Annotated in this window: 20 protein-coding genes; 7 read left to right on the forward strand and 13 right to left on the reverse strand. The window is 52.3% G+C overall.

What is annotated here, in order from left to right; genetic code table 11:
- Positions 1-17: 17 nt before the first annotated feature.
- Together glyS and glyQ are read right to left on the reverse strand one after the other, a co-directional pair.
- Positions 18-2,201 carry a glycine--tRNA ligase subunit beta gene (gene glyS, locus METH5_RS0103195; RefSeq protein WP_029147149.1) on the reverse strand — a complete coding sequence of 728 codons (2,184 nt, stop codon included), beginning with the start codon at positions 2,199-2,201 and terminating at the stop codon, positions 18-20.
- Positions 2,198-3,139, reverse strand: a complete 942-nt coding sequence (glyQ, locus tag METH5_RS0103200; protein ID WP_029147150.1) for a glycine--tRNA ligase subunit alpha — start codon at positions 3,137-3,139, stop codon at positions 2,198-2,200. The genes glyS and glyQ overlap by 4 nt, the downstream gene beginning before the upstream one ends.
- 153 nt (positions 3,140-3,292) lie before the next feature.
- Between glyQ and METH5_RS0103205 the strand changes: the two genes are divergently transcribed.
- From METH5_RS0103205 to METH5_RS0103220, 4 genes are all read left to right on the forward strand, one after another.
- The gene (locus METH5_RS0103205) at positions 3,293-3,727 is read left to right on the forward strand and encodes a hypothetical protein (RefSeq protein ID WP_029147151.1); all 435 of its coding nucleotides are present in this window, start codon (positions 3,293-3,295) and stop codon (positions 3,725-3,727) included.
- A gap of 63 nt (positions 3,728-3,790) precedes the next feature.
- Positions 3,791-5,071, forward strand: a complete 1,281-nt coding sequence (locus METH5_RS0103210; RefSeq protein WP_029147152.1) for a TolC family protein — start codon at positions 3,791-3,793, stop codon at positions 5,069-5,071.
- Complete coding sequence (locus METH5_RS0103215; RefSeq protein ID WP_029147153.1) at positions 5,068-6,156, forward strand: efflux RND transporter periplasmic adaptor subunit; 1,089 nt, start codon at positions 5,068-5,070, stop codon at positions 6,154-6,156. The genes METH5_RS0103210 and METH5_RS0103215 overlap by 4 nt, the downstream gene beginning before the upstream one ends.
- A gap of 3 nt (positions 6,157-6,159) precedes the next feature.
- Positions 6,160-9,234 carry an efflux RND transporter permease subunit gene (locus METH5_RS0103220; RefSeq protein ID WP_029147154.1) on the forward strand — a complete coding sequence of 1,025 codons (3,075 nt, stop codon included), beginning with the start codon at positions 6,160-6,162 and terminating at the stop codon, positions 9,232-9,234.
- Between the two features lie 650 nt (positions 9,235-9,884).
- Here the strand turns inward: METH5_RS0103220 and lnt are convergent.
- The 6 genes from lnt to phoB form a co-directional block, all read right to left on the reverse strand.
- Positions 9,885-11,363, reverse strand: a complete 1,479-nt coding sequence (lnt, locus tag METH5_RS0103225) for an apolipoprotein N-acyltransferase (RefSeq protein ID WP_029147155.1) — start codon at positions 11,361-11,363, stop codon at positions 9,885-9,887.
- Positions 11,360-12,205 (reverse strand): ChbG/HpnK family deacetylase, encoded by an 846-nt coding sequence (locus tag METH5_RS0103230; RefSeq protein WP_029147156.1) that lies wholly within the window; start codon positions 12,203-12,205, stop codon positions 11,360-11,362. The genes lnt and METH5_RS0103230 overlap by 4 nt, the downstream gene beginning before the upstream one ends.
- A gap of 8 nt (positions 12,206-12,213) precedes the next feature.
- A complete protein-coding gene (locus METH5_RS0103235; RefSeq protein ID WP_029147157.1) occupies positions 12,214-12,588 on the reverse strand; it encodes a GtrA family protein in 375 nt (124 codons plus the stop codon).
- An 8-nt stretch (positions 12,589-12,596) separates the two neighbouring features.
- Positions 12,597-13,574, reverse strand: coding sequence for a glycosyltransferase family 2 protein (locus tag METH5_RS0103240; RefSeq protein ID WP_029147158.1), 978 nt, complete (start codon positions 13,572-13,574; stop codon positions 12,597-12,599).
- Positions 13,575-13,621: 47 nt separating this feature from the next.
- Positions 13,622-15,244 carry a hypothetical protein gene (locus tag METH5_RS0103245; RefSeq protein WP_029147159.1) on the reverse strand — a complete coding sequence of 541 codons (1,623 nt, stop codon included), beginning with the start codon at positions 15,242-15,244 and terminating at the stop codon, positions 13,622-13,624.
- 119 nt (positions 15,245-15,363) lie between these two features.
- On the reverse strand, positions 15,364-16,068 hold the full coding sequence (gene phoB / locus METH5_RS0103250; RefSeq protein ID WP_029147160.1) for a phosphate regulon transcriptional regulator PhoB: 705 nt from the start codon (positions 16,066-16,068) through the stop codon (positions 15,364-15,366).
- A gap of 266 nt (positions 16,069-16,334) precedes the next feature.
- Here phoB and METH5_RS0103255 point away from each other — a divergent pair, with 266 nt between their 5' ends.
- The 3 genes from METH5_RS0103255 to nusB are packed head-to-tail and all read left to right on the forward strand — an operon-like array spanning position 16,335 to position 18,883.
- Complete coding sequence (locus tag METH5_RS0103255) at positions 16,335-17,897, forward strand: OFA family MFS transporter (protein ID WP_036308115.1); 1,563 nt, start codon at positions 16,335-16,337, stop codon at positions 17,895-17,897.
- Positions 17,898-17,957: 60 nt separating this feature from the next.
- Complete coding sequence (gene ribH, locus METH5_RS0103260) at positions 17,958-18,407, forward strand: 6,7-dimethyl-8-ribityllumazine synthase (protein ID WP_029147162.1); 450 nt, start codon at positions 17,958-17,960, stop codon at positions 18,405-18,407.
- On the forward strand, positions 18,404-18,883 hold the full coding sequence (gene nusB, locus METH5_RS0103265) for a transcription antitermination factor NusB (RefSeq protein ID WP_029147163.1): 480 nt from the start codon (positions 18,404-18,406) through the stop codon (positions 18,881-18,883). Before ribH ends, nusB begins: the two co-directional genes overlap by 4 nt.
- A 68-nt stretch (positions 18,884-18,951) precedes the next feature.
- Here nusB and METH5_RS0103270 read toward each other — a convergent pair whose 3' ends face one another.
- The 5 genes from METH5_RS0103270 to METH5_RS0103290 all read right to left on the reverse strand — a co-directional run bounded on the left by METH5_RS0103270 (position 18,952) and on the right by METH5_RS0103290 (position 25,046).
- Entirely contained in the window at positions 18,952-21,792 is a 2,841-nt protein-coding gene (locus METH5_RS0103270) for a diguanylate cyclase domain-containing protein (protein ID WP_029147164.1), read from the reverse strand.
- A gap of 161 nt (positions 21,793-21,953) precedes the next feature.
- Entirely contained in the window at positions 21,954-22,700 is a 747-nt protein-coding gene (locus tag METH5_RS0103275) for a UDP-2,3-diacylglucosamine diphosphatase (RefSeq protein ID WP_029147165.1), read from the reverse strand.
- Positions 22,701-22,703: 3 nt separating this feature from the next.
- A complete protein-coding gene (locus METH5_RS0103280; protein ID WP_029147166.1) occupies positions 22,704-23,198 on the reverse strand; it encodes a peptidylprolyl isomerase in 495 nt (164 codons plus the stop codon).
- Between the two features lie 46 nt (positions 23,199-23,244).
- Positions 23,245-23,814, reverse strand: a complete 570-nt coding sequence (locus METH5_RS0103285; protein WP_029147167.1) for a peptidylprolyl isomerase — start codon at positions 23,812-23,814, stop codon at positions 23,245-23,247.
- On the reverse strand, positions 23,814-25,046 hold the full coding sequence (locus METH5_RS0103290; RefSeq protein ID WP_232410925.1) for a L,D-transpeptidase family protein: 1,233 nt from the start codon (positions 25,044-25,046) through the stop codon (positions 23,814-23,816). The genes METH5_RS0103285 and METH5_RS0103290 overlap by 1 nt, the downstream gene beginning before the upstream one ends.
- Positions 25,047-25,060 lie beyond the last annotated feature (14 nt).

The following is a 25,060-nucleotide window of genomic DNA, read 5'->3' on the forward strand; positions in this document are numbered from 1 at the left end:
TCCTGACGGCAATTCGATTAACTGGCCAGTTTAGATAAGTCGGCTACGCGGTTCATGGCCTGATGCAAGGTTGCCAGCAAGCCCAGGCGATTCGCCTTGAGCGCCGGGTCATCGGCATTGACCATCACTGAGTCAAAGAACGTGTCTACCGGCGCTTTTAATACCGCCAGCGCTTGCAACGAGGCGGTGTAATCTCCTGTTTCAAACAACTGGTCGGCTGTTGGCTTGGTTTCTGCCAGCGCCTGATGCAGGGCTTTTTCGGCAGACTCTTGCAGCAACTCGGCGTTCACTTCAGCTTTTACTTCGCCTTCCACTTTCTTGAGAATATTAGAAACACGCTTGTTAGCAGCTGCCAAGGCTGGGGCTTCCGGCAAATTGGCAAACGCTTGCACCGCACTCAGGCGACGCGGAATCTCAACTAAACAATCACTCTTCAACGCAATAACGGACTCAACCTCTTGCGTAGAATATCCCTGCTCTTTTAAATTGACAGTTAGTCTGTCATTAATAAAGTCATACAGTGCATCCTTGTCCAAAGACCTATTTGTTCTTTGTGATTGAGTCGATGAATTACTATTAACTTTATTATCTAACTCATGGTCTTTTGCTGTGTACCATAGCTCATCGTCATTGTGCGCATGAGATGCAATGTCAAACAATTGCCCCAGTCCAATATTAATCTCTGTCTCAATGATTAATCTAATCACACCTATAGCTTGCCTTCTTAATCCAAACGGATCTTTATCGCCAGTTGGCTTTTCACCAATACTAAATAGCCCGACCAGCGTTTCCAGTTTGTCTGCCAACGCTACCACCACACCGACCTGGCTACGCGGCAATTCATCTCCGGCAAAGCGCGGACGGTAATGGTCTTCAATGGCATAGGCCACATCATCGGCCAGGCCTTCGTGCTGGGCGTAGTAACGCCCCATAATGCCTTGCAGCTCGGGGAACTCACCCACCATATCGGTCAGCAAGTCAATTTTAGATAAGCGCGCGGCTTGCGCCACTTTAGCCACAAAGCCGTCGCCACCAATCTGCTGGGCAATCGCACTGGCAATGGCCACCACACGCTCGTTACGCTCGCCTTGTGAGCCTAATTTGTTGTGGTACACCACTTTCGCCAAACCTGGCAAACGGCTTTCCAGCGTCTTTTTACGGTCCTGGTCAAAAAAGAACTTGGCATCAGCCAGGCGTGGACGCACTACACGTTCGTTGCCGCCAATCACCTTGCTGGCATCAGCCGGGTTGATATTGGAAACAATTAAAAACTTATTCGTCAGCTTGCCGCTTGCATCCAGCAAGGGGAAGTATTTCTGGTTGGCCTTCATGGTCAAAATCAGGCACTCTTGCGGCACCGCTAAAAACTCTTGTTCAAACTGGCCCAGCAACACATTCGGACGTTCCACCAGCGCAGTCACTTCGTCCAGCAAGGCATCGTCTTCAATCGGTTTCAGGCCTTGTTTATCCGCGGCGGCCTGCAATTGCTGCACAATCTCGGCACGGCGCGCATCAAACCCGGCAATCACGGCACCTTCTTCTATCAATTGTTGCGCATAGGTATCAGCAGAGGTGATGGTAACCACTGGATTTTTCGCCTCAAAACGGTGACCTTGCGTGGTGTTACCGGCTGCAAGACCCAGCACAGAAACAGGCACGACTTCATTACCATGCAGGGCGACCAATCCATGGGCTGGGCGCACAAAGTTAACGCTCTCCCAGCCATCATTAATTTGGTAAGTCATCACTTTGGGGATAGGCAGCTTTGCCAGCGTGTCATCAATTGCTTTTTGCAAGCCTTCAGTCAAGGTAGCGCCGGGCTGAGTCGCATCCAAAAACAGAATATCGGCTTTGCCATCATGCTCTTTGCGTAATTTGGCAACCGCGCTTTCACTTTCGCCCAATGCCTGCAATTTTTTCAGCAGAGCTGGAGTTGCATTGCCGTTGGCATCCAGGCCAACGGTCGCTGGCATCAACTTTTGCGCCACTTGTTTGTCGGCCGCTTTTTCAGCAACCTGCGTGATATGCGCAGCCAGACGTCGTGGAGATGCAAAGGTAGTCACCTCACTGTCATCCGCCAGCAAGCCGGAAGCTTTCAAACTCTCGGCCAGCACACCACTAAAAGACTCACCCAGTTTGTTCAATACTTTAGGCGGCAACTCTTCTACAAATAATTCAACTAACAGATTGCGGGTACTCATGCGGCGGCTTTCTTGTTTTGTTCTGCTTGTTCGCTGTCCAGTTTTGCCAACACTTCGTCGGCCCAGGCTTTAGGCGCCATCGGGAAACCCAGTCTGGCGCGGCTATCGAGGTAGCTGGCGGCCACGGCGCGGGCCAGGTTACGGATACGGCCGATATACGCCGCACGCTCGGTGACAGAAATCGCCCCACGCGCATCGAGCAGGTTAAAGGTATGCGCGGCTTTGAGCACTTGCTCGTAGCCTGGCAAAGCCAGTTTGTTTTCCATCAGGTGCTTGGCTTGTTTTTCGTGCGCATTAAACGCGGTAAACAAAAAGTCGACATCCGAATGCTCAAAGTTATAGGTCGATTGCTCCACCTCATTTTGGTGGAACACATCACCATATTTCACGCCAGGCGAATATTCGAGGTCATACACGTTTTCGACGCCTTGCAAATACATGGCCAAACGCTCTAAACCATAAGTAATTTCACCGGTAATCGGCTTACAGTTAATGCCGCCGACTTGCTGAAAGTAAGTGAACTGCGTCACTTCCATGCCATTGAGCCAGACTTCCCAGCCCAGGCCCCAGGCACCCAGCGTTGGGTTTTCCCAGTCATCCTCCACAAAGCGGATGTCATTTTCCTGCAAGTTAAAGCCGAGTGCCTCTAATGAGCCCAGGTAGAGCTCCAGAATATTGGCCGGGGCGGGTTTGAGCACCACCTGATATTGGTAGTAGTGTTGCAAACGGTTGGGGTTTTCGCCATAGCGGCCATCTTTGGGGCGGCGGCTAGGCTGCACATAGGCGGCTTTCCACGGCTCTGGCCCTAATGCGCGTAAAAAAGTCGCGGTGTGGCTGGTGCCTGCGCCGACTTCCATATCGTAAGGTTGCAACAGTGTGCAGCCTTGTTTGTCCCAGTATTCCTGCAGCTTTAAAATGATTTGTTGAAAGGTCAGCACCATGACGCCTGATCTACTTAATTGTAAAACGAATATTTTACCTGATTCAGACTGGGTTAAGAAATCGCATTGCAGCTCGACTCTCAGAGTTGAATGGTTTTTTCACAGTTTTTTGCGATTGTGGCATCACAGAAAATTTGATAAATTAGACGCATGAAATCTTATCGCACATGGGTATTGTTGCTGACGTTGTGGTTTGCCTTGCTGCAAACCATCGCGCCACTGCTGCACGCCCATGCGGCAGGTGACACCGCGGCCGACGACGGCCCGCATATGCATATGGTTGATATTCCAGCCTTGCATACCGAAGCGGCAGAGTCACAACATCCGTTTCACTGGCATATGCACTCTGACAAGTCGCACGGCCAAATCATCAGCCTGGGTCAGGCCATCACAGAAAACAATACACTGCTGACGCTAATAGATAGCTACGCCGATCTGGGCTTTGTTGCCATTTTGCCGGTGCTATTGCTGCTGTCAGCATGCTTACTGGCACCACGTCGTCAGCTGCAACAACAGCAACACGACAAAGCCCGACATTCATCCCCGCTCAACCGCCACAGCCCTCGCGGCCCGCCTCACGCCTGAACATCACATTGTTGCATCGGTTGGCATTAGCCATCCGCTTGCCTGTTTTGTTCAGGAGAATCTATGTTTCAACTACTCAAAGGAGTCTGTCGCTCCCTCTTAATCGCATGCTGCGCATGGCTTGCGGTGGGCTATGCAGCGGTCGCCTCGGCCGAAAGCATGGCGAGCCAGGCCAGCGACCATGAAGACACCGTTTTAACTAACCCTCAATTAAGCTTGCACGAGGTATTGCTGCAGGTGGTGGCTATCCATCCGCAACAATCATTGCTAGCTGCGCACCAGCAGATGGTGCAGGCACGCCGGACCATGGCCAACAGCTGGCTGCCGCAAGCACCATCGGTCGGCTTTTCACATCAAAACGATGCCTTAATGAGCAATCGTGATGAACGTGAATGGCAAGCGCAGCTACAAATCCCGATCTGGTTACCAGGGCAACGCCAGGCGCGTAGCCAGGTAGCAAGCCTGACGGACGATAGCCTGTCACAAGACCGCGCGGGCTTGCAGCAACTGGCCGCCGACCTGTTACGCAACGCGGTATGGGAGATTGCCATGCGCCGCAATGATGTCAACGTGGTTGAAAACCGCCGCATCACCATGCACAGCCTGACTCAAGATGTACAAAAGCGCTTTAAGGCAGGAGAGGTAGCGAGGCTAGAGGTCATGCAGGTAGAGCAAGAGACGCTGCAAGCCGAGCGCCAACGCGTGACAGCCCATGCCGAACTCATGCACGCGCAGTTTCGCTACCAGCAACTCACGGGCTTAAGCGACATGCCAGCCAGGCTGGAAGAGTCGCTATCTACCCGTGAAGACTACGCAGACTCACCCTATTGGCAAGCCGCACAAGCCAGGCTCAAACTGGCCGAAGGCCAGCGCGACTTAACCATGATAGAGCAGCGGCAAAACCCGCAACTTACCCTGAGCACGCGCACCATTCAGGGCGGCTTTGACTACGCCTACAACTCCAGCATGGGCGTGGCCATTAATATTCCGCTGCAAAGTGAAGTCCATCGCGCGCCTTTGCTGGCCAATGCCGAGCAGACCATAGGCGATGCACGCAACCAACTGGAAACGTTACGACGCCAACTGGAAAACAACCTGCACGAAGCTGAACATAACCTGCACGTTAGCCGCCAGGAGCTCGCGCTAATTCAACAGCAGCAAGCCATCGCCAGTGAAAACGCTACGCTGGCACGCAAAGCTTACCGCTTAGGCGAACTTGATCTCAACCAATTATTACGCCTGCAACTGCTGGCGTTTGAAGCTGAACGCAGTTTGAGCAGCCAGCAGCTACAAGTGCAATGGAACATTGCCAAATACAATCAGGCCGTAGGAGTCCTCCCATGAAAAGAATTCTTTTTTTAATCATGTTTGCTGGTGTGTCATGCAACGCATTAGCAGCCACCGTCTTGCCACTCTCTGCGGCGCAATTACAACAAATGCAAGTGCAATGGGGCCCGCTGCAAGCACAAAACAAGGGCTTATCTGCCAGTTATCCGGCAGAAGTGGTGCTACCGCCCACACAAACCCGCGTGGTCACCGCAGCACAAGGCGGGCTCATTACCCAACTCAGCGCAAGCGTTGGCGACATGGTCAAACAGGGGCAAGTGATTGGCCAGCTGAGCAGCCCGGATTTGGTGGCATTACAAAGCGGCTATTTACAAAGCGACACGCAGGCCAGACTGCAGGCGCAGGCACTCAAACGCGACCAGGCGTTATTTCAGGATGGCATTATTGCCCAGCGACGCCTGCAAGAAACTCAAAGTGCTTATGAAACCAGCCAGGCGCTGATGCATGAACACAAACAAACCTTGCAACTGGCAGGCATGAGCGAACGCCAGATTCAGCAGCTGGCACAAAAACGTACCATGCAAAACGGCATGGCGATTATCGCGCCAATCAACGGCCAAATTATAGAGCAGCAGCAAGCCGTAGGCGCACGGGTGGATATGGCAACGCCGATTTACACCATTAGTAACCCCAAACCTTTATGGCTGATGATACAAGTGCCGCTGGCGCAAGCACAACGGCTCAAGCCAGGCAACATGGTGCGCTTACCCAAGCAACATCTGAGCGCCAACATTGACACCGTATTGCGGCAATTGAATAAAAATAATCAAACCACACAAGTGCGAGCGTCGATTAGCCAAGGCGCCGAGCAACTCTCGGTCGGCCAAATCGTTGAGGTGGCATTGGTTGAGAACACGGCTCAAGCCAGCTTTACGGTACCGAGAAGCGCGGTGGCCAGGCAAGGCGAACAAGCAGTGATCTTTGTGCAGCAGGCCAAAGGCATTGCAGTCACGCCGGTGAAAATCGTCCTCGAGCAAGACCAGCAATTAATAGTGCAAGCTGCTTTGCATGGCAATGAACGCATCGCCGTGCAAGGCGTAGCGGCGTTAAAAGGCCATTGGCTAGGCCTGGGTGGGGAGTAAACCATGTTAAATTGGCTAATAGAAACCTCACTTAAACAGCGCTTGCTGGTCTGCGTGTTTGCCATTGGTTTGCTGTTTGCAGGCTGGGCTGCGTATCAAAGCATTCCGATTGATGCCTTCCCGGATGTGTCTTCTACCCAGGTCAAAATCATCATCAAATCACCGGGCATGACACCGGAAGAAGTCGAAGCCAGGATTACAGCGCCGATTGAAGTCGAAATGCTGGGCATCCCCAAACAGACCAGTTTACGGGCCGTAGCCAAATATGCGCTGACCGACATCACTATTGATTTTGAAGATGGCACGGATATTTATTGGGCGCGCCAGCAAGTCACCGAGCGGCTCAATAATGCCTGGCCAAACCTGCCCACCGACATCTCCGGCGGCATTGCGCCCATGACCACACCGTTGGGCGAGATGTTTATGTTCACCATTGAGTCTGACACACTGAGCCTGCAAGAAAAACGCTCGTTGCTTGATTGGGTGATACGCCCACGCCTGCGCACCGTGCCCGGCGTGGCCGATGTAAATGCCCTTGGCGGGCTAGTGCGCAGCTTTGAAATTGTGCCCGATAACGCCAAACTGCAAGCGCGTGGCATCGCGCTGAGTGAATTGCAGCAAGCCATTAGCGACAACAACCGCAACGATGGCGCAGGCCGCCTCAAAGATGGTGAAGAGTCACTATTGGTGCGCGCAGAAGGTGCCTTTAAAACGCTGGATGACGTCAGCAACACGGTGATTAAAGGCCACATTGGCAGCCCGGTACGCATTGCCGATGTAGCTGAAGTGCGTATAGGTGAACTGACACGCTATGGCGCCGTCTCCCGCAATGGCAAAGGCGAGGCTGTCGAAGGCCTGGTGCTTGGCTTGCGCGGTGCAAATGCGCGGCAAGTGGTCGAAGGCGTCCGCGCCAAGCTGGCTGAAATTGCGCCCAGCTTGCCAAAAGACGTTACTATCCAGGTGTTTTACGATAGAGGCGACCTGGTTGCGCGTGCCGTACACACGGTGAACAAAGCGCTTGTGGAGGCCGTGGCCCTGGTGCTTATTTTACTGGTGTTGTTTTTGGGCAATCTGCGCGCCGCACTCACCGTGGCCTGCGCATTGCCAATGGCGATGCTGGCCACCTTTTGGCTCATGCAGTATTACGGCATGTCAGCCAACCTGATGTCTTTAGGCGGGCTGGCGATTGCCATCGGCATGCTGGTCGACTCTGCCGTGGTGGTGGTAGAAAACATCGTCGACCACCTGGCACATGCACCAGAAAAACAAGCCCAAACTAAGCTCAGCATCATTGTCACCGCCATGCGTGAAGTCAGTGTGCCAGTCAGCGCAGGCATCGTGATTATTATTACGGTGTTTTTACCGTTGCTGACCTTGCAAGGCCTGGAAGGTAAACTGTTTGCCCCGGTCGCGCTCAGCATTATGTTTGCGCTAGGCTCGTCGCTGCTGCTGTCACTGACCATTATCCCGGTGCTGGCATCGTTCCTGATTCAAAACCATGCCGCTGAAGACCCATGGCTAATCCGCCACCTCAATCGCTGGTATGCTCGCGCATTGTCTACAGCCATGCAATACAAACGCGCGGTGTTAGCCACCGCCGGCCTATTACTGCTACTCACAGTGCTGGTGTATCCGCTCATCGGCAAAACCTTTATGCCCACCATGGACGAAGGCGACGTCATTATCGGCACCGAGAAGCTGCCATCCATCGCCTTATCGCAAAGCATTGCCACCGATACGCATCTGCAACAAACCTTGTTGCAGCAAGTCACTGAAATTAAGGGCGTCTACTCCAGGGTGGGATCCGACGAACTGGGGCTGGATCCGATGGGCATTAACCAGAGTGATAATTTCCTTATACTCAAACCGCGTGAGCAATGGCAAGTGCCGGACAAAGCGGCCCTGATCAATAAACTACGCCAGGTCATGCAGGGCATCCCCGGCCTGGATTACAACTTTTCGCAACCGATTGAATTGCGCGTCAATGAAATGATCTTAGGCGTACGCGGTGACTTAGCGCTAAAGATCTTTGGCACCGACCTCAACGTACTTAATCAAACCGCCCAGCAAATCATCAAAGTGCTGGAAGCCGTACCCGGTAATCAGGATGTTTACACGCCACAAAACAGTGGCGTGCAGTACCTGCAGATTAAAATCGACCGCGTGGCCGCAGGCAGGCTGGGCTTAAGCATCGCCGACATCAACACCCTCTTGCAAAGCCAGCTAGAAGGCAAACTACTGGGCATCGTACTTGAGGGCAACCGCCGCACGCCTATTTTGCTGCGCGGCAGCCAGGTCGTGCGTGAATCGTCATCAGACTTCAGTCAGCTTATGCTTGCCTTACCACAAGGCGACACGGTGCCTCTCACCAGTGTTGCCAGCATTGTGCGTGAAGAAGGCCCGGTCAAAATCGACCGTGAGCGCGGCAACCGCATGGTGGTGGTCACCGCCAACGTCAAAGGCCGCGATTTGGTGAGCTTTGTCGAAGAAGCAAAGCAAAAGGTCGCCCAGCAAGTCAAACTACCAGAAGGCTACTGGTTAAAATGGGGCGGCCAGTTCGAGAACCAGCAACGCGCCGCTGCACGTCTGAGCATCGTCATCCCAATGGCCATTGCGCTCATCGCCCTGCTGCTATTTATGACCTTTGGCTCGCTGCCCAAAGCGCTGCTGATACTCGCCAACATCCCGTTTGCCATGATAGGCGGCGTCTTTGCACTGTGGCTGTCAGGCGAGTATTTGTCCGTGCCCGCCTCGGTTGGTTTTATTGCCTTGCTAGGCATCGCCGTACTCAATGGCGTAGTGATGGTCAGTCATTTTCAGCAGTTAGCGGCGCAAGGCATGGCGGCGAGCAAGATTGCTTATGAAGGCGCCAAACGACGCCTGCGGCCGGTGCTGATGACGGCCAGCATTACCGCATTTGGCTTGATTCCGTTATTGTTTGCAACAGGGCCAGGAGCGGAGATTCAACGGCCATTGGCGATTGTGGTGATTGGCGGGTTGATCACGGCAACATTCTTGACGTTGTTTGTATTGCCGATCTTGTATCAGCATTTTTTTGGTAAAGAGAAAGTGGATTGACTAGGAAAGTAATTCTTAAGAAACTGGAGATTGGCGGATTAATGTAATGATTTTTTCGCCTTGTTGGCGAGTTACTTTTTTTGCTTGCCCCAAAAAAGTAACCAAAAAGAGGGCACCCAGCCATCACGGCCTACGGCTCCCTTGCGTTGCTCAAATTAGGACTTTCGTCCGATGCTTTGCTGGACTTAGGCATAAGCCGGTCACGAAACTCGCCCTGACAAGCCACACACTTCGTGGCTTGTTGCGGAACTCGGACAGTCGCTCCCTCTTCTCTTATTTTGTCTCCGCTACTCAGCGTGATGGAATGGGATTTATCTCGCCAAACTAGCATCTCAAAGGTTTGGACCGTACAAAAAAGAAATTCTTTTATTCAATTCACTAACGGTTGCAGTCGCATGGTGTTCGGGGTCCCCATCTGACGCGCCGAGCAACGCAGGGTTGACGGGAGTTGTCGGCCATCGGCTGTCCGAATCCCGCAGCAGCTCACGATTTGTGTGAGCTGCCAGGTTGAGTTTCGATGGCCGCCCGACAAGCCGAGTAGCACAGGAATCAAGCGGAAGCTGGGGTGCATTTCTTTTGGTTACTTGTTCTTTGGGCAAGCAAAGAAAAGTAACTCGCTGAAAAAGCGAAAAGAAACGCCACCTAAAGAATCACCTTCTCCGCCAAATCAACAACAACCCACCAACACTCAACACCAGAAACGCCCAGTTCCCCCACCAAACAAAAGGCGTCTGCCCACTATAACTTTGCGCATCCCCGGTCAATATCACCGCTTGGTCATGCGCTACATGCTGCAACACCTGGCCATGCGTATCGATGATCGCCGTCGCGCCAGTATTAGTACTACGCAACACCATACGCCCGGTTTCTATCGCACGCACCTGGCTAAACTGCATATGCTGATCCGCGGCAAACGACTGCCCGTACCAGGCGTCGTTACTGATATTCACCAACAACTCGGCTTGTGGCAGCTGTTGTGCGATTTCGTCACCAAATACGTCTTCGTAGCAAATATTCACGCCCACTTTTTGCCCGGCGATTAACAATGGTTTTTTAGAGGTGCCGCGCGATAAATCGCTGAGCGGCATATGCAGCCAGTCGCGGTAAATCCAGCCAAACACGCTTTTAAGCGGAATATATTCGCCAAACGGCACCAAATGGCTTTTGGAGTAGGATTGTGTCGGTGATGCGCCAAGGCTGATGGCGCTATTAAAATACTCGCCCTGTTTGCTCTCGACCACCCCGATCAGCAAGTCAGCCTGCTGGCTTTGTGCGTGTTGTTTGAGCGCATCCAGATAAGCAGGGGCTAACTGCTCGAGCAACACGGGTAAGGCGGTTTCTGGCAAGACAATCAATTGTGCGTTTGCTTGCTGCACCATGTCGAAATATTGGCGCAAGGTCTGCTCTGCATGTTCGGGCGACCATTTAATAGTCTGGCTGATATTGCCTTGCAACAAGGCGACACTGACAGGCTTGCCAACAGCTTGAGTCCACGGCAGCTGGGTGAGCAGGCTACCGCCGATAAGCAAAACAGCCACCCCGCCCGCTGCGCGCAAACGTGGGCCTGACGTAGCCACGATGAGCAAGCAGGTAGCGAACAGCATCACCAGCGCTGACACGCCATACACACCGATGACAGGAAAAAAGCCAGCCAGCGGGCTATCCGGGGCCTGACTGTAGCCCAGTGTGAGCCAGGGGAAGCCAGTAAAAATCCAGCTGCGCACCCAATCTGACAAGGCCCACAAAAGTGGTGCCGCAAACAATAAATGACCGAGCCGCTTCGCCAGGTAACCCGCAAGCGCTGGAAACAGCGCCATAAATGCACACAGGCAAAAAGTGCAAAATCCGGCAAACCACCACGGCATGCCACCAAAAGTATGCAGGCTGATATAAATCCAGTAAATGCCTAGCCCATACAGCCCGAGGCCAAAAGCCAGCCCTAGTTTAAATACCTGCGCGGGTGTTGCGGCCTGTTGCCACAACCAGAGTAGCCCGACTGAGGTGAGCCAAGGTAACCAAAATAATCCATAGGGGGCAAAGCCAAGCACCGTGAATACGCCGAGCAACAGCGCTAACACCGCACGTTGCCAAAGTGGGGCATGGCTTGCCCATGTTTGCAGCAAACTCAATGCGCACCTTTCATCAACCCTTTTACCGGCTGTACATCCGCCATGGCTAGCCAGGCAGAAAAATCAGCCGATTGCATCACTTGCCACTCGATCATTCTGGCAATCGCAATCGGATCATGCGGGTCGATGACGCGTGTTGGCCGCGCCGGGTGGCACATCAGCACTGGCGGCAGGCTGTGGTCAGACGCGGGCAGCAGTTGCTTGAGCTGTCTGGCCCACATCAGCCAATGCGCCTGATACGCGGCGGCATCGCCCTGAAAGTCATACACGCCCAACAAGACGGGCGACACGCGGAACCCAGCCGCAGCGGCCAATTGCTTGAATGTTTGTGCGCCTAACCAATGAATCATTCTTGCCTTGAGGCCACTACCTACTGGAGGGCTGGAGATCCTCAGCCATGGCCGCTCGGCCGGGGCCAAGTGGCTGTATCGATGTTGCAAAATGGTGAGTAGTGCCTCGCGGATGATTGGCAGCTGATGGACGTGTAAATGGCCATCAATGTAATCTGGCGGCATATGTAACGCATCTTCAAAAGCATCCAGCTGTTGCTTGATATTGGCCATCACCTTTTGTGTGCTGAGCAAGCCAAGCAAACTACGCACGACCAGCACTGGGTGCGGCGCGCGTATGGTTTGCGAAAACTGGGTGAAGTCGAGGTGTAGTCCGAGGTCGGCTTTCGTGCGCAACTGTGGGCTGAGTTGTCTGGCGCTGGCAGGCCAGCGCGGACTCAGGGTCATACAAGACGTCGCCGTCAAAATGCCCCGCTCAATCAGGGTCAAAATAGCGGCATCGATCTCTGCCGACTGCGCATAGTCATCTGCACAAATAATGACCTTAGCCATAAACCCTCTTAATCATGCTTAAAGGCCCAAAAGCGACTCAGCAGCCAGGTGCTCACCGCAATCAACACCATCACGACACCAAGCACAAACCAGAAAGGCAATGCGGTGTAAGTTAAGGCCAGCCACAACAAGGCCTGATTACCCACAAAACCGAGCAAAGCCACCGCCAGAAACTTGAGGAATGCACTCATATGACTGGCTTGCGTGCCACGAAATGACCAGCGACGATGGCCAAGATAACTGACCGGAAACGCACATAAGAACCCTAACCAGTTAGCGCCCGCAGGCTGCCAGCCCCAGGCGTGCGCCAGCAATGCCACGATATAATGCACGGCCGCCGCCAAAGCGCCAACACTGACAAACCCTAACACAGAGGCGCGCATATCAACACTCAAGGCTGGCGACTGGACGAAGCGGGTGCAACGACTTCGGCCACAATATAAGGCGGGCGGCCTTTGACTTCGTCATACACGCGCGCCAGGTATTCGCCCAGCACGCCAATAAATAACAGCTGCACACCAGCAAAAAACATCATACTGGCCACCACGGTTGGCCAACCAGGCACAGACTCATGGAAAAACAAGGCATCAATCACCACCACTGCGCCATAGGCAAAAGCCAATAAGGCCAGTGTCGCGCCGGTTAAGCTGGCCAGGCGTAAAGGTAAAACAGAAAAACTGGTGATGCCCGTCCACGCCAAGGCAATCAACTTGAGTTTTGAATAGGCACTTTCGCCGTGCAATCGCGGCAAAGGCGTGTAAGGGATACCTATGGATTTATAACCGACCCAGGCATAAATACCCTTCATAAAGCGGTTACGCTCTGGCAGTGCGCACAGCGCATCAACTACCTGGCGATTCATCAGGCGGAAATCCCCGGCATCACGTGGAATCTCTACATGCGTGCTGGCACTCATCATGCGGTAAAACAGACGCGAGCCCCACAATTTAAACGAAGACTCCTGTTCACGGTCCTGACGCACGGCGTACACCATGTCGTAGCCTTCACGCCACTTTTCCAGCATGGTAAACATGAGTTCAGAAGCATGCTGACCATCTGCATCCATGCAGATCACTACGTCGCCTTTGGCGTAGCTGAGGCCTGCACTAATCGCATTTTCTTTACCAAAATTACGCGAAAACCTGACCAGGGTGACATGGCAATCTTCTACCAGCGACTGCACAACCTGTGAGGTCTGGTCACGGCTGCCATCATCAACCACCACCATGTCCCAGTGGGGTGACATTTGTTGCAATACACTACGGATATTTTGCAGCGTGTGCGCAATATTTTTTTCTTCATTGTAAGCGGGCACCATCACCGTAATATGCGGCTGGGTGGCAGAGCGATGAGAGTCAACAGTTGTCATGGCAATCACATTAGCAGGTTCACTGCGCTTATTGTAGCGAATCGCTACTAGTTTTTGGCCGGGCTGGCCAGACGGTCAGCCCCTTGCAAGTGGCGCCGGTCTTTAATCACCGCCAGCCACATGCCCTGCCGCTGTACGCCGCCGATCAGCTTGCCCTTCATGACGTCATGGCAATGCATATTGGTGGTGGAGAGGAAAAAATCGGCTTCATCCCAGCGGCGCGTCACACTAAAACGGCCATCCAGGTAGGGTTCGATTTGTGGCGTATCGACACAAGCGGCCACCCAGTAAGGTTTGTCGCGTGCGGGCAACTTCATCTCGGTGAGTTGGTCGGTAGCGACACGCAGCGCGCTTGACCAATAATCGCCCTCCCACTTGAACTGCGCATGCTCCCCCGCCAGCCGGTTGAGCCTGACATATTGGTATGGATGCAGTTGGACAATATCCACCAGGGTGACCAGCATTAAACCGCTGATGACACCCGCCCAGAGTGCCTGGTAAGCGGCACGCGCATGCAAACGACTCTGCGCCAATGCCTGCCAAACCGCCACGATTGCCCAGGCCGAAAAAATCGCTAGCAAAGGCAACAAAAAGGTAAAGTGGCGCACGCCGTTATACAACGCTGGCCGGTCATCCATCACGAACACCAGCGGGAACAAAATACCGACCAATAAAGTGAGCATGGTCATGCGTGTTGGCTGATCGGCTAGACACACAGCATGTCTGCCTGCGAGCCACAGTAATGGAATGCTCAATATACCGAGCAAGGCAGCTTCTGGCAGTTTGACCGCCAGATATTGAAACAGGTAGCTACGTGGGACCTCGCTGATATTGTAGACCACGCCATTGGCAATGGTCTGCATGTTAAAGTCAAAGTGGGAGAATGACTTGGCCGCCTCCAGCAAGTTATCAGGCTCAATCACACTCCACGGCCAGCACATGGCCATGAAAACAAACGCCAGCACGGCCGCCGGCAGCAAGACCACCACCATACGCAGTAGCCGTGACCAGATGGGCGTACGTGCCTGTTTATAATCCAGCAAGACACGCAATATCACCAGCAGCACCAGGTAAATCACGGCAAAGGCACCGCCAACGCGCAAGCCCAGCGCCCCGCCAACCGCAAACCCAAGCAAGACAATGGCTTTGCCACTGACATTTTCCATGTCACGCACCACCAGTGCCGTGGCATACAACGCCCATAACATGCAGGTGGCAAACGGCACATCTTTGGTATGGGTAAACATGGTGCCAGACCACGACACAGTGAGAAACAACAGGCTCATGGCCAACAGCGCCAAGCGCTCGCCACCCAGCAAATGGGCGAATCTTGAAACACCGTAAAAACCGAGCAAGCCAAATAGTGCAGACAGCAAGTGGCGAATATCCCAGATCATAATGGGGATGTAGGGATCCAGCGCCGCGGCGATGATGTCGAACAGGCCACCGTACAGATAAAGATTGCGGTAGTGAAAAGCGTCCTGGTCTTTAAAGCCGGACTGATACCAGTCAAGCAGCATCTGGCCGTAAGTATGCTGCACATACTCGTCGTTGCTGATGCCGTGCTGGCGGAAAGTGAGTGCTACCCACATGATCAACGCCAGCCAAAAAAAACGTATCAACCAGCGATACGTGGCAGCGGTGCAACCGTGGGCAAAGAGGTGTTTCATGGGCTATTTAATCGTGAAAAATCAACACGCGCAAGCGTATCACGACACCCAGCCCGAGGATAGAGCGTCAGCCCTGCCACGCTCAAAAAAATATTGATCAGACTAGGTACGCTGCCTGATTAGTGCCCAGGGTCAGTATGCACCGAGAAACGATAGCCGGAACCACGCACCGTTTGAATCATTTCTTCATGTTTGGACGCGACCAGTGCATTACGCAAGCGACGAATATGCACGTCCACCGTGCGGTCTTCAACAAACACGCGGTCACCCCAGACTTTGTCCAGCAATTGCGTGCGGCTGTGCACGCGCTCAGGGTTAGTCATAAAAAAGTGTAATAATTTAAACTCAGTCGGGCCCAGTGGAATATGCACATTATGACCCGTCACGCGATGCGTGGTGGGGTCCAGATGCAAGCCGGCAATTTCAATCGGATCATCGGTCATTTGCGGTGCACGTCTGCGCAACACGGCTTTGATACGCGCATTCAGCTCACGCGGGCTAAATGGCTTGGTGACATAATCATCGGCGCCGACTTCAAGTCCACGCACTTTATCAAACTCGTCGCCACGTGCGGTCAGCATGATAATCGGCACTTCTTTGGTCAGGCTGTCTGATTTTAAGCGACGTGCAAACTCAATGCCACTCATGCCTGGCAACATCCAGTCCAGCAAAATCAGGTCTGGCATCGTTTCGCGCAACAACATTTGTGCATGTTCAACGCTGGTGGCACGGATAGCGTGATGTCCCGCCTGTTTGATATTTAACGCCAGCAATTCCTGAATCGCCGGTTCGTCCTCTACCACCAAAATATTCGCTGCTGCCATGACATTCCCTTTAAGCAATATTGAGATCAAAGTATTGATTGAATGCTCGCCAGTTTATGAATGAATTATGACATTTTAATGACAACATCACATAAATTTAATTTTGCTGTTATTGCCTTTTGAGGCAAATTGTAACAAGATGTAACGGATGTAAATAAAGGGTTTTAATCTTGCTCAATCTCTCCAAAGAACATATCACGGCCGGCAACCACTACAATCGCTGGCTAGTCCCACCAGCGGCATTGGCGGTACACCTCTCAATCGGCATGGCTTATGGCTTTAGCGTGTTTTGGAAACCACTGGGCAACGCGCTCACTGGGCCAGATGGCAAACCAGTTGCTGCCTGCGCCGCTGGCGCCAGCACATTTGCCGACAAATTGGCTGGCACAGCCAAAGCGCTCACCGCCACCGACTGTAACTGGACCCAGTTTGACTTAGGCTGGATGTATACCCTGTTTTTTGTGCTGCTCGGCTGCTCGGCTGCTCTTTGGGGCGGCTGGCTGGAACGTGCAGGCCCGCGCAAAGCAGGCCTGGTTGCCATGCTTTGCTGGTGCGGTGGCTTGCTTATTTCTGCCCTCGGTGTGTATCAACACCAGTTGTGGATGATGTGGCTAGGCAGTGGCGTCATTGGCGGCATCGGCCTGGGGCTGGGTTATATTTCACCGGTCTCGACCCTGATTAAATGGTTTCCTGATCGCCGCGGCATGGCGACTGGCCTGGCGATTATGGGCTTTGGCGGCGGCGCCATGATAGGCTCGCCACTGGCCACCAAGCTCATGAGCTTTTTTGCCACGCCAACTGCCCCTGGAGTGTGGCAAACCTTTGTCGTACTGGCCTTGATTTATGCGGTATTTATGACCTGCGGTTCACTGGGTTATCGCGTGCCCGCCGCCAACTGGAAACCGGCTGGCTGGACGCCGCCAGACACACAACACAACCGTTTAGTCGCCACACGGCACGTGCACTTAAAAAACGCACACAAAACGCCGCAGTTTTGGCTGCTTTGGCTCATTTTATGCATGAATGTATCGGCCGCGATTGGCATTATTGGTGCCGCCGCGCCTATGTTGCAGGAAACGTTTGGCGGCGTGCTGATTGGCCAACCAACGCTTGGTTTTGCCGACATCAAGGCAGATGAAGCGCTCACAGCTGCCGCAGCAGCAGTAGGCGCCGGATTTGTCGGGCTGATTTCACTGTTTAATATTTTTGGCCGTATCGGCTGGGCCACCTCCTCAGACAAGCTGGGCCGTAAAACAACCTACTTCATCTTTTTTGTCCTCGGCATCATGATGTATATCTGCGGCACGTACGCGGCCAACCACCATCAACTGGCCTTGTTCCTGCTGGTGTTTTGCATCATTGCCTCGATGTATGGCGGTGGTTTTGCAACAATCCCAGCCTATCTGGCTGACTTGTTTGGTACCCAGTTTGTCGGCGCCATTCATGGTCGCCTGCTTACTGCCTGGTCCACTGCGGGCATTCTTGGCCCGGTGATTGTCAACTACCTGCACGACGTGCGACTGGAAGCCAACGTCGCTTATGCGGATATTTATGCGCCTATCTTCATGACGCTGGCGGCACTCCTTGGGATTGGCTTTGTTGCCAACTTGCTGGTGCGGCCAGTCGCTGACAAATATTTCATGTCAGACAGCGAGCTAGCAGCAGAACAAAGTAGTGGCAAAACAACCGCTAACGAGACAGTGAGTGTTGGCCAAAATGACCAGAAAACGCCTGGCATCCTGGTCAAGCTGGCCTGGCTGGCGGTCCTGATTCCAATCAGCTACGGCATCTGGATGACGGTTCAAAAAGCCTGGTCATTATTCGCATAATCCGCAAGCTGGCGGTTTGGGTTAAAATAGCGCTTTATGTTTTAACCCACGGATGCACAAGTGAACAAAATTGCCCAAAATCTGGACGGTGCCGGTAAAAAAATCGGTATCGTTCTCTCTCGCTTTAATGAAAATATTGGCGCAGGTTTGCTGCAAGCCTGCGAACAAGAACTGCTCAAACTGGGCGTAAAAGCGGAAGATATCACCCTGGCGACCGTGCCTGGCGCGCTAGAAACACCCTTGATTTTGCAACATATGGCGTTAACAGAAGAGTTTGATGCGCTGATTGCCATTGGCGCGATTATTCGCGGTGAAACCTACCACTTTGAAGTGGTCTCTAACGAGTCTGCCCGCGGTATTTCAGAAGTGCAACGCGACACCGGCGTGCCGGTTGCCAACGCTATTTTGACCACAGAAAACGACGAACAAGCAGAAGTGCGCGTTGCCATTAAAGGCGCTGAGGCAGCACAAGCCGCCATTGAAATGGCAAATTTAGTGAGCGCACTATGAGTGAAGATAAAGCAGCGCTAAATCAGGGCCAGGCTGCACCGGCCAAAAGCAAAGGCAGCAAAAATCGTCGTAAATCGCGCGAGCTGGCACTCAAAGCACTCTATCGCAATCGCATGAACGCTGGTGATGTGAAACAACTGCGCCTGGATAGCCTGGACGACCCTGATTACTTTAAAGCGGACGAGACTTACTTCAAACTGCTACTGACTGGCGTACTCGATCACACCACCGACATTGATGCCATGATCAGCCAGTTTATTGACCGCCAGCTAGAAGAGCTGAGCCCGATTGAACATGCTATTTTGCGCATTTCCGGTTACGAACTCATGTTTGATGTGAGCATTCCTTACCGCGTTGCCATTAACGAAGGCGTTGAGCTGGCCAAAGCCTATGGTGGCATTGATGGCCACAAATACATTAACGGCGTGCTGGATAAAATTGCGGCCCAGGTCAGACCACACGAGTTCAAGCGCTAATCGCTGACGCATGAATATAAAAAAGCCCTGAACACAGGGCTTTTTTATTGGGTGCATGATGCATGTGCTCACACTAAATCAATGTGATAGCGATTTCTGCCAGCGCCTTTGGCTTCATACATCGCCTGATCTGCCTTTTTCATCCACTCTACCACCGCCACCTGCACGCCTTCGGCACACACGGCAACACCAACGCTGGCACCAATCTGAATGGTATGGGCGTTGACGTGAACGGGCTGCACAAAACTTTGCATGACTTTTTGAGCCACACGCTCAGCATCTTCGGGCTGCTTTAAGGCAGGTAACAGAATCACAAATTCGTCGCCCCCCAGCCTGGAGACGGTATCGCCCTGGCGCAAGCAGCTTTGCAAGCGCACCGCCACTTCTTTCAACAGGCCATCGCCTACATCATGCCCCAGCGTATCGTTGATATGCTTAAAGTGGTCAATATCCAGAAACAGCAGCGCCGCAACCTGACGAACATGTTGTCGCTGGGCATACACTTCATGCAACCTGGTGAGCAACATTCTGCGATTAGGCAAGCCGGTCAATGCATCAAAATAAGCCTCTTGGGTAACTTCGTCATATTGATGCTTACGTGCAGTAATATCTTCGATCTGGGCAATAAAATACTGTGGTGCATGCTCTTCATCACGAAAAATAGACACCGACAATTGCACCCACACCAGTGTTTTATCCTGACGAATATAGCGCTTTTCCATTTGATAGGCGTTGATGTCACCTGCCAGCAGTTGCTGTACATACTGTAAATCTTTGGCTAAATCGTCAGCATGCGTAATCTCCTGAAAGGTGGTCGCCAGCAGCACCTCATTACGATAACCGACAATATTACACAAAGCCTGATTCACCTTGGTAAAGCGTCCTTCGAGCGAAACGATTGCCATGCCAATGGGTGCAAACTCCATAATCTCGCGAAAGCTTTTTTCACTGGCACGCAACGCAGACTCGGTTTTTTTGCGCGAACTGATGTCATCAAACACCACCACCGCACCACTGACCTGGCCATCGCGCACAATCGGCACCGAGGTCACATCAATATGAATGGGCTGGCCATCCTGTCGCCATAACACTTCATCTGATGTTTTAACCACCTGGCCACTGTTCATGACATTGCACAATAAGCACGCATGTTCGGCATAGTGCGAATGATCCGCTTTTTTATAATGGAACAAGACATGGGCATTTTTACCTAGCAATGTGTCTTGATCTCTGCCTAGCAAACGCTGCGCTTCAGGGTTGATAAATGTAATCGCACCAGAAAGATCAGTGACATAAATACCCTCACCCAACGTGTCGGTAATCTCCTGAAATCTGGCGGCGCTCTCCTTGAGTGCCAGTGTCTTTTCATTCACCAGCGCGACCACCCTGGCGGTATAGCCGGTGCCCATCAGCAAAATCGCCCCCACCAGCCCGGTACAAAAAATCCCCACTGCCAGCATGCTCCAGCTTTGCCAGCCCCGATGCCGGGCGTAATAGTGATTAGAAGGCGAGATATCAAGCCGGTAATGCCTGGTGCCAAATTTAAAGTCACGACTAAATACCACATCAGACTGCTCATCGGTGACTGCGGCATACACAACGGCCTGGCTTTCAGCCTCGACCAGGCGCACATTCAACAATGCCTGCGTAGGTGCAAACAAAGCCCCAAAAAAATCCTTTGAGACCAACACGGTCTGCACCACACCCTCATAGCGGTGCCCGCGTACCGGATACATCAACAATAGGCCGGTTTCATGGCCAGAATGCAGGTAAAGCTGGATAGGCTCGGTAACGGCAGTGGTGTTTTGCTTGAAGGCCTGCAAAATAGTGACCTTACGATTATCCAGCGAGGCCAAATCAAAACCGACCACACGTTGTGACTGGGCCGTGTTTGGCTCGATATAGGTCAACGGAAAATAATAAGGCCGTGTTTTTGCGCTACGCCATTCGTTATCCGGGCCTGGTTCTCTGATATCAAACCCAGGCAATTCTGACTGCATCTGCGCCACAAAATTGGCGCGCTCAGCCCGGCTGACTTTAGGCACCCACTCAATGGCGTAAATCATGGGGTACTTATCCAGCGTGACTTTCACAAAGCTGCGAAAATCGCTTTGGCTAATGTCGGCCTTAGGATAAGTAAACAAAGCGCTGATTTGCGCCAGCACGGCCTCTTGCGACTCTAGGCGCACCCGCAGTTGCTCCGACAATTGGCTGGCAAGGCCATCAAACTCGGTCAACGACTCTTTTCGCTCCCACCTGCTGGCCGTGATAAAAGCCACCACCAGCAAGGCAAACAATATCAGCATGGGCACCGCGACCGTTTGCAGGCGTTTTCGCCATAATGGCCGTGGCTGGCCAAGCACCACCAGCGTGAATGGCAGCATCACCATCAGCCCCAAAAAGTCGCCAACCCACCATGATAGCCAGCTGGTGAATAAATGATGCTGATCCACCTGGCCTAGCATAAACAAACCAGCGACTGACAAGCTGGCACTGACCAGACAAACCAGCGGCGCATAAAGCAAAAAAGAGATGACCTCTCTGGGCGAATCTAATGTGGTGGGATAAGCGATGTTGCGGCGTAGCCAAAGGCCACCGCATAAGGCCTGTATCGTTGAAGCAGCCGCGATCAATAGCGCTACGGCGAGCCCGATGCCGCTGAAAGAATGATGGGTAGCATAACCGACCCAAAGATTGAGTATGAATGATCCGCAAAAAATAGCGGGCAGTGCGCGCTGACCAACAATATAGGCCACTGCAATAGCGATACCGGCAGGTGGAAAAATAGCGGAAGCATAGCCAGGTGGCACGGCCAGCATCAAGCCTAGCTTGCCCGTGATGATGTAAATCAACACCAGCGCCAAGCTAAAAAGAATGCGTCTACGGTGAGTGGAGAGTCCTGGCGACATTAACAACAATATTCAATCATGGTGCAAAGTAAATCGGTGAATAAAAAGATGCGTCTATTCAACGACAAGCGTAACACGCGAGTCTGACCAATCATGGCAGGAATTAAATCCCTAATTGGTGTTATTTCTGCCTTATCGCAACAGGCAAGGCATGCGTAAGGCTAGGTCAGCAATGACAGCGTATATGGCTGCAATCCATGCTGATCGTGGCGTGCACATACTGCCTGGTCATGCCAGTCACCCAGCACCATGCGCTCACAGACATGGCCGTCAATTTCCAGTCTATGGCTGCCTGGCCTGTGTGTATGCCCGTGCAACAACACATCTGGATAGTGATATTCGCGCAGCAAGGCGGTCACCGCGGTGGCGTTCACATCCATGATGTCCATGCTATAGCTGGCTTTGTTTTGTGTGCTTTGCTGACGCGCATGCTCAGCAAAGGCCAAGCGCGCCGTGAGTGGCTGCGCCAAAAAAGCCTGCTGCCACTGCGTGCTACGCACTTGTGTACGAAACTGCTGATAAGCCACATCGTCAGTGCACAGCGCATCACCATGGCTCAAAAGAACACGTGTGTCTCCCCATATCAGCAACGTGGGATCGGGCAACAACTGCAACCCGCAAGCAAGTGCAAAGTGTTGCCCAATTAAAAAATCGCGATTGCCGTGCATAAAGTAGAGCTTAACGCCACGGTCCGCGAGCGCACGCAACGTTTGCACAATCGGCACAAACTCAGCGCCATGCTGCGGGTGGTCGAGGATATCATCACCCACCCAGACCTCAACAAAGTCACCGAGGATATACAGCGCCTCGGCCTTTACCACCTCGGTGCGCAACCAATGCAAAAAAGCCTGCGTTACCGCAGGCCTTTGCGCACATAAGTGCAGATCAGAAATGATCCAGGTGGTCATGCCTTAGGCAACCACAACGGCTTTTTCGATGATCACTGGATCCACTGGCACGTCTTGGTGACCTGCGCGATTAGTGGTTGGCACTGCTTTGATTTTATCAACAATGTCCATCCCTTCAACCACTTTACCGAACACACAGTATCCCCAGCCCTGGCTGGTGGGTGCAGTGAAGTTGAGGAAGTCGTTATCTTTTACGTTGATAAAAAACTGTGCAGAAGCTGAATCCGGCACCATGGTGCGGGCCATGGCCAAGGTGTATTTGTCGTTAGACAAACCGTTATCAGCCTCATTTTTGATGGTGGCATCAGTCGCTTTTTGCTTCATGTTGGTGTCAAAACCGCCACCTTGAATCATGAAGTCGTTAATCACGCGATGAAACACCACGCCATCATAAAAGCCTTTTTCCACGTAGCTCAAAAAGTTAGCCACGGTAATCGGGGCTTTTTCTGCGTTGAGTTCGATCGTAATATCGCCGAAATTGGTAGTCAGTTTGACCAAAATATTCTCCGTTTATTGAGGGTGATGCTAGTTATTTTGATGATAGTTACTTGGTAGTCACTATCGTTGCACGTTTAATGATGACCGAGCGAATCGGCACATCCGAAAAACCGCGCTGATTGCCAGTTGGCAAATTGCTGATTTTAAAAACCACATCCATACCAGACACCACTTTGCCAAACACGCAATAACCGATGCGGTCTGGCTCGGGGCTGCTGTAATCCAGAAATTGGTTGTCGGCCACGTTAACAAAAAACTGCGCAGTCGCAGAGTTAGGATCTTGCGTGCGGGCCATGGCAATGGTGCCAGTCTGGTTCACCAAACCATTACCGGCTTCATTCACCACTGGCGCACGCGTTGGCTTCTCAGTAAGCTCACGATCAAAGCCACCGCCCTGAATCATGAAGCGGCCAATCACACGGTGAAAAATGGTATTGGTATAAAAACCATCTTTCACATACTGTAAAAAGTTTTCGACCGTTTTAGGCGCTTTGTCAGCGTAAACCTCCACTGCAAAGTTACCCTGATTGGTTTCAAACATCACTTGCGTTGCCGCATTAGCCACACCCACGGCAGCCAGCAGGCAACACCCTAACATCCAAGACAACATACGCATCAGGCTGATCCTTCGTACAAAATTTTCCATTCACCATTCTCCTGCACCCAGTACTGTCGTTTTTTCATGACATTACGTAAGGCAGCACTCACATATTCCTGCTCAAAATCTACGACCACCATATTGCGCTTGGAGTTCGGATAAGTGAACATGCTGACCTCAGTCAGGTTGACACTCACTTTAGGTTTGGCGGCCTGAATCTGGCGCTTATAGCTAGCCCAGCGCGACAAATCACCCTCAGAATAGAAGAAGTCGCTGGTGTAATGCGACAGGTAAGCCTCGGTATTTTGCGCCGCCCAATCTTTGCGCCAGTGCTCAATGGCTGATTTCAAGTCAGTCTTAGCACGATCTTGCTGACGCAAGGCATCAGGATTCACCCACTGAAAATTGACACCAATCACCACCGGCGTATTGCCGACCTGCAACACCTCTTGCAAGGCCTTCATGTCCGGGTTAGACAACACCACACAACCATCACTGGCACGTGGCGGGCGGCTGTAAGTATCCCTGGGCGTACCGTGAATCCATATTCCAGAGCCAGTTTTACGCTCGTAGCTATCGATTTCATTAGGATAATTCAGTGGATAGGCAGCATCGCCATACAAGTCCGGCAACGGGCGATTGAGTTTGCGCGAGGCAAAGTAAACACCGATCGGCGTGCGTTTATCGCCCTGGTCTTTTTTACCGATGCCGTTTTTACCAATGGTGACATAGTAGTCGGCGAGATAGCGCAACACATCGCCCTCGCCTTTTTCATACACATACAAGCGTGAACGCGCCGTATCGACAAACAAAACGTGGCTTTGTTTTTCTGACAACTCGACCAGCATATTGGGCTGCGTCAAGCCACGATTGCGGTCAAAATAGTTGCGGATACGGATTTCCGCTTCTTCTTTGAAATCCTGAATTCTGGTGACATCGGCCACATTGGCATCACCAAAATTGTTTAATATGCGGGCTTTGGCAGAGAGCAAATCGCCATGAATTAAATGCGCAAGGGCAAAATTGGGGGAGATCGTCAACAACTGATCAACGTAATCCAGCGCTTGTTGCAAGCGGCCTTCTTTAATCGATTGCAGAGCTTGCACCAGCATGCGTTCAACCGCATTGGTGTTCTTATTTTGGACAAACAAACGCGCAGTTAACGCCTCATGGTTAACCGCGGTTGCATTCCAAGGCAATAGCGCAGCACTGACAAACGCAATATAGCAGTACTTTCTTAAACTCCTCATACCGATATTATACA

The sequence above is a fragment of the Methylophilus sp. 5 genome (assembly GCF_000515275.1).
In the GTDB taxonomy this organism is placed as follows: domain Bacteria; phylum Pseudomonadota; class Gammaproteobacteria; order Burkholderiales; family Methylophilaceae; genus Methylophilus.